The organism is Morganella sp. BCCO 40_0007 (assembly GCF_032989665.1).
Classification (GTDB): Bacteria; Pseudomonadota; Gammaproteobacteria; order Enterobacterales; family Enterobacteriaceae; genus Morganella; species Morganella sibonii.
In genome coordinates this window covers 135,309-148,212 of sequence record NZ_JAVBIN010000011.1, presented here as the reverse complement: position 1 = coordinate 148,212, position 12,904 = coordinate 135,309, and the positions used below count along the sequence as shown (strand labels likewise).

General features: G+C 49.3%; 15 protein-coding genes. 12 read left to right on the top strand and 3 right to left on the bottom strand.

Translation table 11 applies throughout. The features are described from left to right. Window positions 1–120: 120 nt before the first annotated feature. Window positions 121–333, top strand: coding sequence for a hypothetical protein (locus R5268_RS14600; protein ID WP_025154479.1), 213 nt, complete (start codon window positions 121–123; stop codon window positions 331–333). A gap of 58 nt (window positions 334–391) precedes the next feature. Continuing rightward, window positions 392–784, top strand: coding sequence for a hypothetical protein (locus R5268_RS14595; RefSeq protein ID WP_317419678.1), 393 nt, complete (start codon window positions 392–394; stop codon window positions 782–784). Here the strand turns inward: R5268_RS14595 and R5268_RS14590 are convergent. Next, window positions 762–1,052 carry a hypothetical protein gene (locus R5268_RS14590; RefSeq protein WP_317419679.1) on the bottom strand — a complete coding sequence of 97 codons (291 nt, stop codon included), beginning with the start codon at window positions 1,050–1,052 and terminating at the stop codon, window positions 762–764. The two genes, R5268_RS14595 and R5268_RS14590, sit on opposite strands and share 23 nt — an antisense overlap. A gap of 486 nt (window positions 1,053–1,538) precedes the next feature. Here R5268_RS14590 and R5268_RS14585 point away from each other — a divergent pair, with 486 nt between their 5' ends. The 3 genes from R5268_RS14585 (at window position 1,539) to R5268_RS14575 (ending at window position 3,179) form a co-directional block, all read left to right on the top strand. Then, the gene (locus R5268_RS14585; RefSeq protein ID WP_015422824.1) at window positions 1,539–1,766 is read left to right on the top strand and encodes a hypothetical protein; all 228 of its coding nucleotides are present in this window, start codon (window positions 1,539–1,541) and stop codon (window positions 1,764–1,766) included. 62 nt (window positions 1,767–1,828) lie between these two features. Further along, the gene (locus R5268_RS14580) at window positions 1,829–2,071 is read left to right on the top strand and encodes an excisionase (protein WP_071997735.1); all 243 of its coding nucleotides are present in this window, start codon (window positions 1,829–1,831) and stop codon (window positions 2,069–2,071) included. After that, window positions 2,052–3,179: a site-specific integrase gene (locus tag R5268_RS14575; RefSeq protein WP_317419680.1), complete on the top strand. Its 1,128-nt coding sequence runs from the start codon at window positions 2,052–2,054 to the stop codon at window positions 3,177–3,179. Before R5268_RS14580 ends, R5268_RS14575 begins: the two co-directional genes overlap by 20 nt. 111 nt (window positions 3,180–3,290) lie before the next feature. On the opposite strand, the gene R5268_RS14570 is transcribed toward R5268_RS14575, so the two are convergent. Further along, window positions 3,291–4,175 carry a LysR family transcriptional regulator gene (locus tag R5268_RS14570; RefSeq protein WP_096747033.1) on the bottom strand — a complete coding sequence of 295 codons (885 nt, stop codon included), beginning with the start codon at window positions 4,173–4,175 and terminating at the stop codon, window positions 3,291–3,293. Window positions 4,176–4,348: 173 nt separating this feature from the next. Between R5268_RS14570 and R5268_RS14565 the strand changes: the two genes are divergently transcribed. Beyond that, window positions 4,349–5,485 (top strand): alpha/beta hydrolase, encoded by a 1,137-nt coding sequence (locus tag R5268_RS14565; RefSeq protein ID WP_107678696.1) that lies wholly within the window; start codon window positions 4,349–4,351, stop codon window positions 5,483–5,485. A 141-nt stretch (window positions 5,486–5,626) separates the two neighbouring features. Continuing rightward, window positions 5,627–6,820, top strand: a complete 1,194-nt coding sequence (locus tag R5268_RS14560) for an MFS transporter (protein ID WP_072868877.1) — start codon at window positions 5,627–5,629, stop codon at window positions 6,818–6,820. A gap of 250 nt (window positions 6,821–7,070) precedes the next feature. On the opposite strand, the gene icd is transcribed toward R5268_RS14560, so the two are convergent. Continuing rightward, window positions 7,071–8,324, bottom strand: a complete 1,254-nt coding sequence (gene icd / locus R5268_RS14555) for an NADP-dependent isocitrate dehydrogenase (protein ID WP_046894958.1) — start codon at window positions 8,322–8,324, stop codon at window positions 7,071–7,073. A 144-nt stretch (window positions 8,325–8,468) separates the two neighbouring features. On the opposite strand from icd, the gene rluE reads away from it, so the two are divergent. The 5 genes from rluE to purB all read left to right on the top strand — a co-directional run bounded on the left by rluE (window position 8,469) and on the right by purB (window position 12,904). Further along, window positions 8,469–9,110: a 23S rRNA pseudouridine(2457) synthase RluE gene (gene rluE / locus R5268_RS14550; RefSeq protein WP_046894957.1), complete on the top strand. Its 642-nt coding sequence runs from the start codon at window positions 8,469–8,471 to the stop codon at window positions 9,108–9,110. Further along, window positions 9,100–9,567 carry an NUDIX domain-containing protein gene (locus R5268_RS14545; protein ID WP_166708151.1) on the top strand — a complete coding sequence of 156 codons (468 nt, stop codon included), beginning with the start codon at window positions 9,100–9,102 and terminating at the stop codon, window positions 9,565–9,567. Before rluE ends, R5268_RS14545 begins: the two co-directional genes overlap by 11 nt. 212 nt (window positions 9,568–9,779) lie before the next feature. After that, window positions 9,780–10,883 (top strand): tRNA 2-thiouridine(34) synthase MnmA, encoded by a 1,104-nt coding sequence (gene mnmA / locus R5268_RS14540; RefSeq protein WP_004238115.1) that lies wholly within the window; start codon window positions 9,780–9,782, stop codon window positions 10,881–10,883. A gap of 2 nt (window positions 10,884–10,885) precedes the next feature. Then, window positions 10,886–11,515: a high frequency lysogenization protein HflD gene (gene hflD, locus R5268_RS14535; protein ID WP_046894955.1), complete on the top strand. Its 630-nt coding sequence runs from the start codon at window positions 10,886–10,888 to the stop codon at window positions 11,513–11,515. A 21-nt stretch (window positions 11,516–11,536) separates the two neighbouring features. Beyond that, the gene (gene purB / locus R5268_RS14530) at window positions 11,537–12,904 is read left to right on the top strand and encodes an adenylosuccinate lyase (protein WP_317419681.1); all 1,368 of its coding nucleotides are present in this window, start codon (window positions 11,537–11,539) and stop codon (window positions 12,902–12,904) included.

The window sequence follows — 12,904 nt, the reverse complement described above, 5'->3', positions numbered from 1 at the left end:
CTATAAACCCCAGCCTGGGGTTTATTTTTTCACCTCAATGTAAGTTTTCCTACAAAAAATCTTGACACGCAAATGTCGGATATCCTACATTTGTGCTATCGAAATGTAGGAGAGTAATTAATGCAAAGCGAACCAATCATCACCACCAACAATATGTCAGCAGACGAAGTTGCAGCGTGGATTACTGAAAAAGCCCGGGCGCTTCAAAAACTGCAATCACTCCGTGCTGAACGCCAAAGAGAGATCCGTGACCACGAGCGCACTATGGCCCGCCTCGATGAAGACATCGCCAGATGGGAAGACTTCTGTGCTTTAACAGTACAACCGCAGTAACGGCTGCATATCTGAATAACTGTGTGAAGAGTATTAATTAGTGTGGGGGATAGACGCTATGACAACTGAGAATGAAAAAACAGGGCAGCAAGTTCCACCCTATGGTGATGAGCCTTTTATCTACTCAGGAAATCTTGATTTAGATGCACTGATCTGCTGGATGGAGAATGAGATCAATAAATTAAAAGTAACCAGACGTGCAATAATTGAATCAAGGAAATTACTTGGTTATCTCATAAAAGAAATGCACGGCGTCATTCAGTGTCAGGCCCTGATAAATAATCTGCGCCATCACCCAGATTCCAGTTTACTTTCAGATTCCAATCAATTTTCGAATAATCTGAATTCAATTTTATTACATTTAAATAGTCACGAACTCCTTCACAGAAGCTATCAGGGGATAGGTGTTTCAGAAGAAGAAAAACCATTTACTGAAGCGAAAGAGAATTAGCCTGTTCAATTGGATACCGGTATTCAGTTAGTATCGCATGCCTTAATACTGAATCACCCGTCAATTTAATAAATGGTGTCTTGCTTAAATTTAATTTTTCTTTGTAGTCAGCAATGTAAATTTCAAGAACCAATAGCATGTAGGAATGCAACTTGGCGCTATCTTTATCGCCGCTACGGGAATAATTATCATTATATATGGCGTTATAGAATGGATAAACAATGCGTTGTATCTGTTCAAACAGAGTAGCAAGTTGACCGGTTTTCATGCTTTACCCTCTTGGTTGTGTGAGAACACCAAGATACCACCGTCGCCCGAGGTGGTTAAACAACCGGGCACGAATATTGTGAAGAGAGACGACCCCATAACAATAACGATGCAGCATCATTAGCGGCCGTGCATAACACGGTGCAGTCCACCTGTCGGCCGCCATTTTTTACAAATATAAGTCCACCGGTGTAAATCGTCCTGCCGGATAGATACCTTGCCTGACCGCCGGTGGACTTATCTTTGTGTGAAGAGACAACGAAAGGAAAAACGCGATGAGCGAGAATAACCGTATGACCAATGTCCCGGAGTTTCTCTCCGGGTTAAATACCGGTGTGTTTAAAAACCGATATTCAAAACCTATACCGGTAAATTCAAAGCTTAATTATTTTATGCCGCTTTAACCGACGGTATTTTTACTGCCCGCACCAGAGAATAAATTAGTTTAATAAAATATATAATCTTTATTTTAAAGAGGATATACATCATGTCAGAACAGGATAAGCCAAGTGTTAAGATTAATATTACAGTGACTTTAAATGAAGCACCCTGCATTAATGTTGAAGTAAGTAAGGAATTCAACATACCTGAAAATGCACCTTATATAGCCTCTTTTTTAGAAAAAATCGGTGAACATATTGCCAGCGAAGGGACGACTACAGAGGCTATAAAAAAAGCAATAAAAGACACTATTAAAAAAAGAAATATTCACTGAAGCTACGCTCTTCTTATATCTGAACAGTCTTAATCGTATACGGTGATGTGCAGAGTGTGACTATGAAAATGTTAACTTTGGATGAATGGGCAGAAGACCGGTACAGGAGCCGCCCGCCTAAACTGGGAACATTACAGCGGTACGCCCGATGTGGTCTGTTTTTCCCACCGGCACAGAAAGAAGGTGGTATTTGGCGCGTGAGAGAAGATGCCGAACTTGTCGGTAATTTAATCTCACCGGTGATCAGTAAAAGTGACAATCCCAGGCTGCAAAGGATTTTAACTGATGGCTGCCAGACCCCGTGAAAATAATATCACTATCCCCAACCTGTACCCGTTTTTCAGCAGGAAAACCAGCAAGGTGTACTGGCGGTACAGACATCCCGTCACCGGGAAATTCCATTATCTCGGTGACAATGAGGAAGAGGCCAAAATAATTGCGGTTGAGGCTAATCTGCGGCTGGCTGAACAGCGAAGCCGTCAGGTAATGGCGATCAGTGATCGGATGGCAAAAATAAAAGGCAAAGAAATCACTGTTAATACCTGGCTGGATCGGTACCAGAAAATCCAGGCGGAGCGTCTGGCAGACGGTGAAATAAAACAGAATACCTTTAAGCAAAAACAGAAACCTGTTGCACTGATGCGTCATGCGTTGTCACAAAAGCCATTACCGGCAGTCGATGCCCGTGATATTGCCGATATTCTGGATCAGTATAAGGCCAGTGGTCAGCACCGGATGGCTCAGGTTGTCCGTTCGGTGTTAATCGATGTATTCAAAGAAGCACAGCATGCCGGTGAAGTTCCGCCCGGATATAACCCAGCCCTCGCAACAAAGCAACCACGACGAAAGGTAACCCGGCAACGACTTAGCCTGGAAGAATGGCTGAAAATTTATGATATCGCCTGTAAGGACCATAAATATCTCGGAAATGCTATGTTACTGGCTGTTGTTACCGGACAGCGCCTCGGTGATATTTCAGAAATGAAATTCCGTGATATATGGGATGATCATCTGCATGTCATCCAGCAAAAAACCGGAACACGGCTTGCTATCCCCCTATCCCTCCGGTGTCAGGCACTCAATATCAGCCTGCGGGATGTGATTGCCGGATGCCGTGATCTGTATGTCAGTAAATATTTAGTCCACTACACACGAAACACATCACAGTCACAGCCCGGCGGACAGGTAACCGCAAATACCCTGACCACCAACTTTAAAAAAGCCAGGGATAAAACCGACATCGATTGGGGAGAAGGAACACCGGCAACATTTCATGAAATGCGGTCATTATCGGAGCGTTTATACCGGGAACAGGGAATTAATACCAAAAACCTGTTGGGTCATAAAAACCAGCAACAAACCGATAAATATCATGATGATCGTGGCAAAGATTGGATAAAGGTCTTGATCTGATATTTTATTGGCCCATAGTTGAATTCGTATATCTGCCTTTCAAACTGCATATCAGCTTTGTGCCAAAAGAGGACCTTTTACCCTTACATGTGTATAAGCTCGTCCTCAGTCCTAAATTCTCAACGTATCGATAACTGCTCGCAGAGCAGGCGACACATTGCGGTGCGGATAATATAGAAATGAGCCTTCCAGGCGTTGGCTGTAACGTTGTAAAACTCTGATGAGAGAACCCTGTTCTAAATCATCAGATACCAACTCTTCGGGAACATAAGCCAATCCCAGGCCCAGCCTGGCTGCTTTGGCCTCCATATAGCTGTCAGCGAAAATCCACTGCCCTTGCGGCCGATGGGTGATTTTTTTACCGTTATGGTGAAGTTCCCACGAGTACAGTTTCCCGTCGCCAAACTGATAAGCGATGCAGGGATGAACCGCTAAATCTGCGGGGGCTTGCGGAAAGCCATAGCGACGAAAATGATCAGGCGTGCCGACAACAGCCATCTCCATGTCAGGGGAAATACGCACAGCAACCATGCCACTACCTACTTCAGGCCCCAGGCGAACACCCGCATCAAACCTCTCGGCAATAATATCGACAAATCGGCTTTCGCTAATAAGTTCAAGTCGGATATCCGGGTAGCTCTTCTTAAACACCGCAAGCTTTGGCAGAAGCAATTTATCAATAGCATGCTGACTGGCATTGATGCGTACCGTCCCCGATGGGGACTGGCGATAATGAGCCAGCGTGTCCAGCCCCATATCTAAAGCGTCGAATCCTGCTTCAATGGTCCGGTAGAGCTTTTCACCGGCATGGGTGAGAGATAATCTGCGCGTGGTGCGTACCAGGAGCTGAACGCCCAGCCGTTCTTCAAGTTCCCGTACTGAACGACTTATTCCTGATTGTGCCAGGCCAAGGCGATGTGCTGCGGCTGTAAAGCTCCCTTCCCGTACTACCTGCATGAACAGGTACAAATCGTTATAGTTTTCCCGTTTCGCCATCATTCCGCTCCCGAAACCACTTCTTAATTTAGAACAATATGGTATTAATCCTAGCACTTTCCTCCCTCTAATCAGCACTATTTCCGCTAACTATAATGAGTGCATTGCTACAAAGCACAGCAGTGTTGTCCGTATGAAACCTGTTTCAATCACGTTTTATAAGGGGAGTTTTGATGACTGTTTTCACTCAAAAACTGGCAACTGCGATACCTGCCATACTGTTATGTGCATCATTAAGTGGAGTCACAAATATGAGTTATGCAGATACAACTAATCCGAACGCGCCTGTTTCGCTGGTCGAAAAATGGGATAAAACATTCCCAGAAAGCACGAAAGTGGATCACCGTAAAGTGACCTTTCAGAACCGTTACGGGATCACTTTAGTGGGGGATCTCTACATCCCTAAGGATCGTAGTGAGCGTAAGCTGGCGGCCATTGCCGTTAGTGGGCCTTTCGGCGCAGTGAAAGAGCAATCTAGCGGCCTGTATGCACAAACGCTGGCTGAACAGGGGTTTATTACCCTGGCGTTTGACCCTTCGTATACGGGAGAAAGCGGTGGCTCTCCACGTAATGTCGCCTCTCCGGATATTAATACAGAGGATTTTAGCGCGGCAGTTGACTTCTTAGGTCTGCAAAAAGAGGTGGATCGCAATCGTATCGGGCTGCTCGGTATTTGCGGTTGGGGCGGCATGGCCTTAAACGACGCCGCAATGGATACCCGTGTGAAAGCGGTGGCGACCAGCGTGATGTATGACATGAGCCGTGCGATGGGGCATGGTGTGGGTGATGGTAAAGACCGCTATTCCACTAAAGATCGTCGCACCGTACTACAGCATCTGAACGCACAGCGTTGGAAGGATGCGGAAAATGGCACTTACGCACCCGGCGGCCATGACATTAATGTTGATGAGAAGGGTAACGTCAGTGCATCGGATCGTGTTTTGCCGGAAACGTTACCTGCCAATCCTCATGCTGTTTTGAAAGAGTTCTTTGATTATTATCGCATGCCGCGTGGTTTCCATGTGCGTTCGGTCAATTCAACCGGGGCCTGGAATGCGACGATGCCGCTGTCATTTATGAATATGCCGTTGCTGAGTTACGCCAATGAAGTCACTATCCCTACACTTATTGTGACCGGCGAAAAGGCCCACTCACGCTATTTTGCTGAAGATGCCTTTAAGGCCATTGGCAGTAAAGAGAAAGAGCTGGTGATTGTTTCGGGGGCAAACCACGTTGATTTGTACGATAACGTTGCGGGCAAGATCCCGTTCGCTAAATTTGAGCAGTTTTTCAAAGCTAACTTAAGATAACGACCTGAAACTGCCTGCTGATTGCAGGCGGTTTTAATCGTCCGCTCCCCATTCTCATCCGCATGTTCTCGTTATTCTCTGAATAGTGTTTGTCCCGGCTGCTGCTGAATCTCGTCACGTCCATATAAAGAGATGCTGATAATGTCCATAATAAGTCTTAAAAGATCACCTAAGAAAACAGATGCGCACTGGAGTGGCGTGTTTGCCATGACGCTCTGCGTTTTTGTACTAATCGCTTCCGAATTTATGCCGGTCAGCCTACTGACGCCTATTGCCAGCGAGCTGCACATCACGGAAGGCCTGGCAGGCCAAGGAATTGCAATATCTGGCGCGCTGGCGGTACTGACCAGCCTGACTATCTCCCATATCGCCGGAGATTTGAATCGTAAATATCTTCTGCTGGGGCTAACCGTCCTGATGGCCATATCTGGATTGGTTATCGCCATGGCACCCAGCTATCCGGTTTATATGCTGGGGAGAGCCCTGATTGGCGTCGCCATCGGTGGATTCTGGTCACTCTCAGCTGCAACCGCCATTCGGCTCGTGCCGCAGCATCAGGTTCCCCGTGCACTGGCGATTTTTAATGGCGGGAACGCGCTGGCTACCGTTGTGGCTGCGCCACTTGGTAGCTATCTGGGGACAACTGTCGGCTGGCGTGGGGCCTTTTTATGCATCGTCCCCCTGGCGATAGCCGCGTTTATCTGGCAATGGGTCAGCCTGCCCACTATGGAAAGCGATAAAAAACAAAAGCCACAGGGAACTCTGCTTCGTCTGTTCAGAGACGCCATTGTACTAACAGGACTGCTGGCCTGCGGTCTCTTCTTTATTGGGCAGTTTGCCTTATTTACCTATGTGCGCCCCTTTCTTGAGACCGTGACCAACGTAGGTCCTGCCGGGCTCTCTCTGATTTTGCTCGCAATAGGCGCAGCAGGTTTTGTCGGCACATTAGCCGTATCGACATTCCTGAATGCCTGGTTGTATCAAATATTAATAATGATCCCTCTGCTTATGGCAACGGTAGCCGGTACATTATTGCTGTTCGGACACAGCATCTGGGCGGTTACCGTTTTACTAAGCCTGTGGGGGTTACTGGCCACGGCTGCACCAACGGGATGGTGGACATGGATTGCACGGGCGCTGCCCGAAGATGCTGAGGCGGGTGGTGGTCTCATGGTTGCGGTGATCCAGCTTTCGATTGCACTTGGTTCAACGGCAGGAGGAGTGGTATTCGACAGTCTGGGATGGCAAAGTGCTTTCGGCCTGAGTGGGTTATTACTGCTGGGGGCGGCAGCGATTACTTACGTCACATATCTTCAAAACAGTAAAGCGCACTAGCACAATCCATTTATTCCAGGTGTGATCTTAATTGTGGCATATGGCAGAGAGCCGAAAGTTTGCTATTCGCTCAAAGCAGCCATACTTGCTTAAAACCCCTACTCACCTGAATCTTAAACACATCACAAACCGTACAAATTTCATACCGTTTTGCTAAATCATTTTGCAAACTTTTTGATAACCGTTTCAGACTGAACAGTAAAAAACGGGAACTAATAAGTTCCCGTTAATTATTTCACTGTAAACTTAATTACATGTGTTTGATGATTGCGTCACCAAACTCTGAGCATTTCAGCAACTTAGCGCCTTCCATCAGACGTTCGAAATCGTAAGTGACGGTCTTGGCAGCGATTGCCCCTTCCATTCCTTTAACGATTAAGTCAGCAGCCTCAAACCAGCCCATGTGGCGCAGCATCATCTCGGCAGAGAGGATTTCTGAGCCCGGGTTGACTTTGTCCTGACCGGCGTATTTTGGTGCGGTGCCGTGAGTGGCTTCGAACAGTGCGCATTCATCACCGATGTTGGCACCCGGTGCGATACCGATACCGCCGACCTGTGCCGCCAGGGCGTCAGAAATATAGTCGCCGTTGAGGTTCATACAGGCGATAACATCATATTCTGCCGGACGCAGCAGGATTTGTTGCAGGAATGCATCCGCAATCACATCTTTGATAATGATCTGTTTGCCGGTTTTCGGGTTTTTCAGGCTTAACCACGGGCCGCCGTCCAGTAATTCACCGCCGAACTCTTCACGTGCCAGTTCGTATCCCCAGTCTTTGAAGGCACCTTCGGTGAACTTCATAATGTTGCCTTTATGAACCAGGGTGACGGAATCACGGTCATTATCAATGGCGTAGTTAATCGCTGCGCGGACCAGACGTTTTGTCCCTTCTTCAGAGCACGGTTTGATACCGATACCGCAATCCTGCGGGAAGCGGATCTTGGTTACGCCCATTTCGTCCTGCAGGAATTTAATCACTTTATCAGCTTCCGCAGAACCGGCTTTCCACTCGATACCGGCGTAGATGTCTTCCGCGTTTTCACGGAAAATCACCATATCAGTCAGTTCAGGTTGTTTTACCGGGCTCGGGGTGCCGGCATAGTAACGTACCGGACGCAGACAAACATACAAATCGAGGATCTGGCGCAGTGCCACGTTCAGGGAGCGGATACCGCCGCCGACCGGGGTGGTCAGAGGGCCTTTGATAGCCACGCGGTAGTCACGGATATAATCGAGGGTTTCATCCGGCAGCCAGACATCACTGCCATACAGTTTTGTGGATTTCTCACCGGTGTAGATTTCCATCCAGGAGATTTCACGCTTACCGCCGTAGGCTTTTTTTACAGCAGCATCAACAACTTTAATCATTACAGGCGTTACATCAGCCCCGATTCCGTCCCCTTCAATAAACGGGATAACCGGATTGTCCGGAACGATTAATTTGCCTTGTGCGTCAATGGTGATTTTAGCGCCTTTCGCCGGAACAACTACTTTGCTTTCCATCAACCTCTCCTTAATGTTATGTAAGCGCAATGCTTTGTTAATTTTTTGTAATGGCCCTGTCAATACTACTTGAATAATTGCATCACGCAAATCCTAACTGTTTTAAGCTATAATGTAAGTCTCATTTTTTATAAAAAAGATATCATGGCTGTCAAAACTCCCCGAATCCGTACGACCGAAAAAAAACATTCGCACCCGGCGGCACAGCGCCATCTGAATAAGCCTGCCCGTCAGCGCGGTCCGCGTAAAATGGTTTTGTTTAACAAGCCGTTTGATGTACTGCCGCAATTTACCGGTGAACCCGGGCAGAATACGCTGAAGGATTATATTCCGATCAAAGATATTTATGCCGCCGGTCGTCTGGATCGCGACAGCGAAGGTTTATTAATCCTGACGAATGACGGTGTGTTGCAGGCCCGGCTGACACAGCCTGATCATAAAGCAGAGAAAGTGTATTACGCTCAGGTGGAAGGGATCCCGGATGAGGATGCGCTGAATCAGTTACGTAACGGTATCACTCTGAATGATGGCCCGACCCGCCCGGCAGGGGCGGAGATTGTTGCTGAGCCTGAATGGTTGTGGCCGCGTAATCCGCCTATCCGTGAGCGTAAATCCATTCCCGTTACCTGGCTGAAACTGACACTCAGAGAAGGCCGTAACCGCCAGGTACGACGAATGACCGCACATATCGGACATCCGACTCTGCGCCTTATCCGCTGGCAGGTCGGTGACTATACCCTGGACGCACTGAAACCCGGTGACTGGAGAAGCATTAATGACATTTAAGCCCCATATTACCGTGGCCTGCCTGGTCAGCGCCGGTGAGAAATTTCTGGTGGTGGAAGAGACGGTTAACGGCAAAGCGACCTGGAATCAGCCCGCCGGGCATCTGGAAGCCGGAGAATCCCTGATTGCCGCCGCAGAGCGCGAACTGTATGAAGAGACCGGTATCCGCGCCACCCCCGATGCCCTGCTGAAAATCCATCAGTGGGTTGCGCCGGACGGCACACCGTTTATCCGTTTTCTGTTCCGCGTGCTGCTGGACGATGAATGTGAGACGCACCCGCAGGACAGCGATATTGACTGCTGCCACTGGGTCAGTGCCGATGACATTATTCACAGCACGATACTGCGCTCCCCGCTGGTCAAAGAGAGTATGTTTGCCTGGTTTGCCGCTGAGCCGCAACCGCTGTCTCTGCTGGGAACATTCGGCGACGCATTCGGGGAACCGGTCGCGCCGTAATACCGCGCCGTAATACATAGCGGGGAACAAACTGCGGAAAACTCTTTGCGGGAAATTCTTTACGGAAAATACTTTGCGAAAAAAGTGCCGATCCCGCACCTGAGTGATGCGTCGCTGTACGTATCATGGTAAAGTACGGCGCTTGTTTTTTTCCCCGGTTCTTCTTCGCATAACCTGTTTGCGGGGCAGACCGAATCGCCGCGAGATCAGCCATGTCAGATAACAGCCAGAAAAAAGTCATCGTCGGAATGTCCGGCGGTGTGGATTCCTCCGTCTCAGCCTATTTACTGCAACAGCAGGGTTATCAGGTGACCGGGCTGTTTATGAAGAACTGGGAAGAGGATGATGATACCGAATACTGTTCCGCCGCCGCTGACCTGGCGGATGCGCAGGCGGTATGCGATAAACTAGGTATTGAACTGCTGACGATCAACTTCGCGGCGGAATACTGGGATAATGTGTTTGAGCATTTCCTGGAAGAATATAAAGCGGGACGCACACCGAACCCGGATATTCTGTGCAACAAAGAAATCAAATTCAAAGCGTTCCTGGAATATGCCGCAGAAGATCTCGGGGCTGATTATATCGCCACCGGCCATTACGTGCGCCGCCGCGATATTAACGGTACCACGCAGTTACTGCGCGGCCTGGACAGCAACAAAGATCAGAGCTACTTCCTGTATACACTGAGTCACGACCAGGTGGCGCAGAGCCTGTTCCCGGTCGGGGAGCTGGAAAAACCGGAAGTCCGCCGCATTGCGGAACAATTAGGGCTTATCACCGCGAAGAAAAAAGATTCCACGGGGATCTGCTTTATCGGTGAGCGCAAGTTCCGTGACTTCCTCGCCCGTTACCTGCCGGCTAAACCCGGCCCGATTATGACCGTTGATGGTCAGGAGATCGGTCAGCATGACGGGCTGATGTATCATACCCTCGGCCAGCGCAAAGGGCTGAAAATCGGCGGAACCCGTGAAGGTTCAGACGAGCCGTGGTATGTTGTCGACAAAGACGTTGAAAATAATATTCTGATTGTTGCGCAGGGTCACGAACACCCGCGTCTGATGTCTGCCGGGCTTATCGCGCAGCAGCTGGACTGGGTATCGCGGGAGCCGCTGACACAGCCAATGCGCTGTGTGGTGAAAACCCGTTACCGTCAGGAAGATATTCCCTGTACTGTCACCCCGCTTGGTGATGACAAAATCAGTGTCCGGTTTGATAACCCGGTTGCTGCGGTCACCCCGGGTCAGTCCGCTGTTTTTTATCAGGATGAAGTCTGCCTGGGCGGCGGCGTCATTGAAGCGCGTATTACGGAGTGATTATGGCTAAAAATTATGAAGACATAACCCTCGCCCTGGGCGGTATCTGCCAGGCCGCGCGCCTGGTACAGCAACTGGCGCATGAAGGTCAGACCGATAATGACGCGGTTGATGTGATGATCAACAGCGTCATCAATAATAATCCGTCTTCCGTCCTCAATGTCTACGGCGACAATGTACAGAATCTGCATACCGGCCTGTCCGTATTCGCCGGGATGTTTAATATGACCGGTACTCAGGGGCTGAATGCCGAGCTGACCCGCTATATGCTGGGTGTGATGCTGCTGGAGCGCCGCCTGTATAAAGCGCCGGGGGCGATGGACGAACTTGGCCGCCGTATTGATAACCTTGAACACCAGCGCGACCATTTCGGTTTGTCGCAGGAAGCGATGCTCAATACCATCGCCGGTATTTATGTGGACAACATCAGCAGCCTCGGTCCGCGCATCCAGGTGACCGGTTCACCGGAGATCCTGCGTAATACCCTCATTCAGGCTAAAGTCCGCTCGCTGTTACTGAGCGGTATCCGCAGCGCCGTGCTCTGGCGTCAGGTCGGCGGCAACCGTTTACAGCTGCTGTTTTCCCGTTCACGTCTGGTGGACACAGCCAAATATCTTCTCGCTCAACACTAAAATTACCGGGAGTTGCAACCAATGGAATTATCCTCACTTACCGCCGTTTCCCCTGTCGATGGCCGTTATGGTGACAAAACACGCGCACTGCGCGATATTTTCAGTGAGTACGGCTTACTGAAATTCCGTGTACAGGTCGAAGTGCGTTGGTTACAAAAACTGGCCGCGTGTGCAGACATCCCTGAAGTTCCGGCTTTTGATAACGACGCAATCGCTTACCTGGATGCAATTGTCGCGAATTTCAGCGAAAACGACGCAATGCGGATCAAAGAAATTGAGCGCACCACCAACCATGATGTGAAAGCGGTGGAGTATTTCCTCAAAGAGAAAGCCGAAGCTGTACCTGCACTGCACGCAGTGTCTGAATTTATCCATTTCGCCTGTACATCCGAAGATATCAATAACCTCTCTCATGCCCTGATGCTCAGTACTGCCCGCGAAACCGTGCTGCTGCCGGCATGGCGTCAGATGATTGATACTGTCCGCGCAATGGCGGCGGATTACTGCGACCTGCCGCTGTTGTCCCGTACTCACGGACAACCGGCAACACCAAGTACCGTCGGTAAAGAGTTTGCCAACGTGGCTTACCGGATGGAGCGTCAGTACCGCCAGTTACAGCAGACAGAGATCCTCGGCAAAATCAACGGGGCTGTCGGTAACTACAATGCTCACTTATCAGCTTACCCGGATATTGACTGGCATAAATTCAGCGGCGATTTTGTGACCTCGCTGGGTATCCAGTGGAACCCGTACACCACACAAATTGAGCCGCATGATTATATTGCTGAGTTCTTTGACTGCGTGGCGCGTTTTAACACTATCCTGATCGATTTCGACCGTGATATCTGGGGTTACATTGCCCTGAATCACTTTAAACAGAAAACGATCGCCGGTGAAATCGGTTCATCCACCATGCCGCATAAAGTCAACCCGATTGATTTTGAAAACTCAGAAGGCAACCTGGGTCTGGCAAACGCGGTGCTGGGCCACCTGGCAACCAAACTGCCGGTATCCCGCTGGCAGCGTGACCTGACAGACTCCACCGTGCTGCGTAACCTGGGTGTGGGGATCGGTTACTCGCTGATTGCCTATCAGTCCACGCAAAAAGGTCTGAGCAAACTGGAAGTGAACGAAAAACATCTGCGCGACGAGCTGGATCAGAACTGGGAAGTGCTGGCAGAGCCGATTCAGACAGTAATGCGCCGCTACGGTATCGAAAAGCCGTATGAAAAGCTCAAAGAACTGACCCGCGGCAAGCGTGTTGATGCTCAGGCGATGCAGGTGTTTATCGACGGACTGGATCTGCCTGACGCAGAAAAAGCCCGGCTGAAAACCCTGACCCCGGAAAATTATCTCGGTGATGCTGTCCGTCTGGCAGACGAGTTGTAA

Bases quoted from the DNA above. Each gene is read 5' to 3' on its own strand.
- R5268_RS14580 (WP_071997735.1), top strand. From the start codon at position 1,829: ATGAAAATGTTAACTTTGGATGAATGGGCAGAAGACCGGTACAGGAGC.
- purB (WP_317419681.1), top strand. From the start codon at position 11,537: ATGGAATTATCCTCACTTACCGCCGTTTCCCCTGTCGATGGCCGTTAT.
- R5268_RS14565 (WP_107678696.1), top strand. From the start codon at position 4,349: ATGACTGTTTTCACTCAAAAACTGGCAACTGCGATACCTGCCATACTG.
- R5268_RS14595 (WP_317419678.1), top strand. From the start codon at position 392: ATGACAACTGAGAATGAAAAAACAGGGCAGCAAGTTCCACCCTATGGT.
- R5268_RS14560 (WP_072868877.1), top strand. From the start codon at position 5,627: ATGTCCATAATAAGTCTTAAAAGATCACCTAAGAAAACAGATGCGCAC.
- R5268_RS14600 (WP_025154479.1), top strand. From the start codon at position 121: ATGCAAAGCGAACCAATCATCACCACCAACAATATGTCAGCAGACGAA.
- R5268_RS14570 (WP_096747033.1), bottom strand. From the start codon at position 4,175: ATGGCGAAACGGGAAAACTATAACGATTTGTACCTGTTCATGCAGGTA.
- R5268_RS14585 (WP_015422824.1), top strand. From the start codon at position 1,539: ATGTCAGAACAGGATAAGCCAAGTGTTAAGATTAATATTACAGTGACT.
- mnmA (WP_004238115.1), top strand. From the start codon at position 9,780: ATGTCAGATAACAGCCAGAAAAAAGTCATCGTCGGAATGTCCGGCGGT.
- R5268_RS14545 (WP_166708151.1), top strand. From the start codon at position 9,100: ATGACATTTAAGCCCCATATTACCGTGGCCTGCCTGGTCAGCGCCGGT.
- R5268_RS14575 (WP_317419680.1), top strand. From the start codon at position 2,052: ATGGCTGCCAGACCCCGTGAAAATAATATCACTATCCCCAACCTGTAC.
- rluE (WP_046894957.1), top strand. From the start codon at position 8,469: ATGGCTGTCAAAACTCCCCGAATCCGTACGACCGAAAAAAAACATTCG.
- hflD (WP_046894955.1), top strand. From the start codon at position 10,886: ATGGCTAAAAATTATGAAGACATAACCCTCGCCCTGGGCGGTATCTGC.
- icd (WP_046894958.1), bottom strand. From the start codon at position 8,324: ATGGAAAGCAAAGTAGTTGTTCCGGCGAAAGGCGCTAAAATCACCATT.
- R5268_RS14590 (WP_317419679.1), bottom strand. From the start codon at position 1,052: ATGAAAACCGGTCAACTTGCTACTCTGTTTGAACAGATACAACGCATT.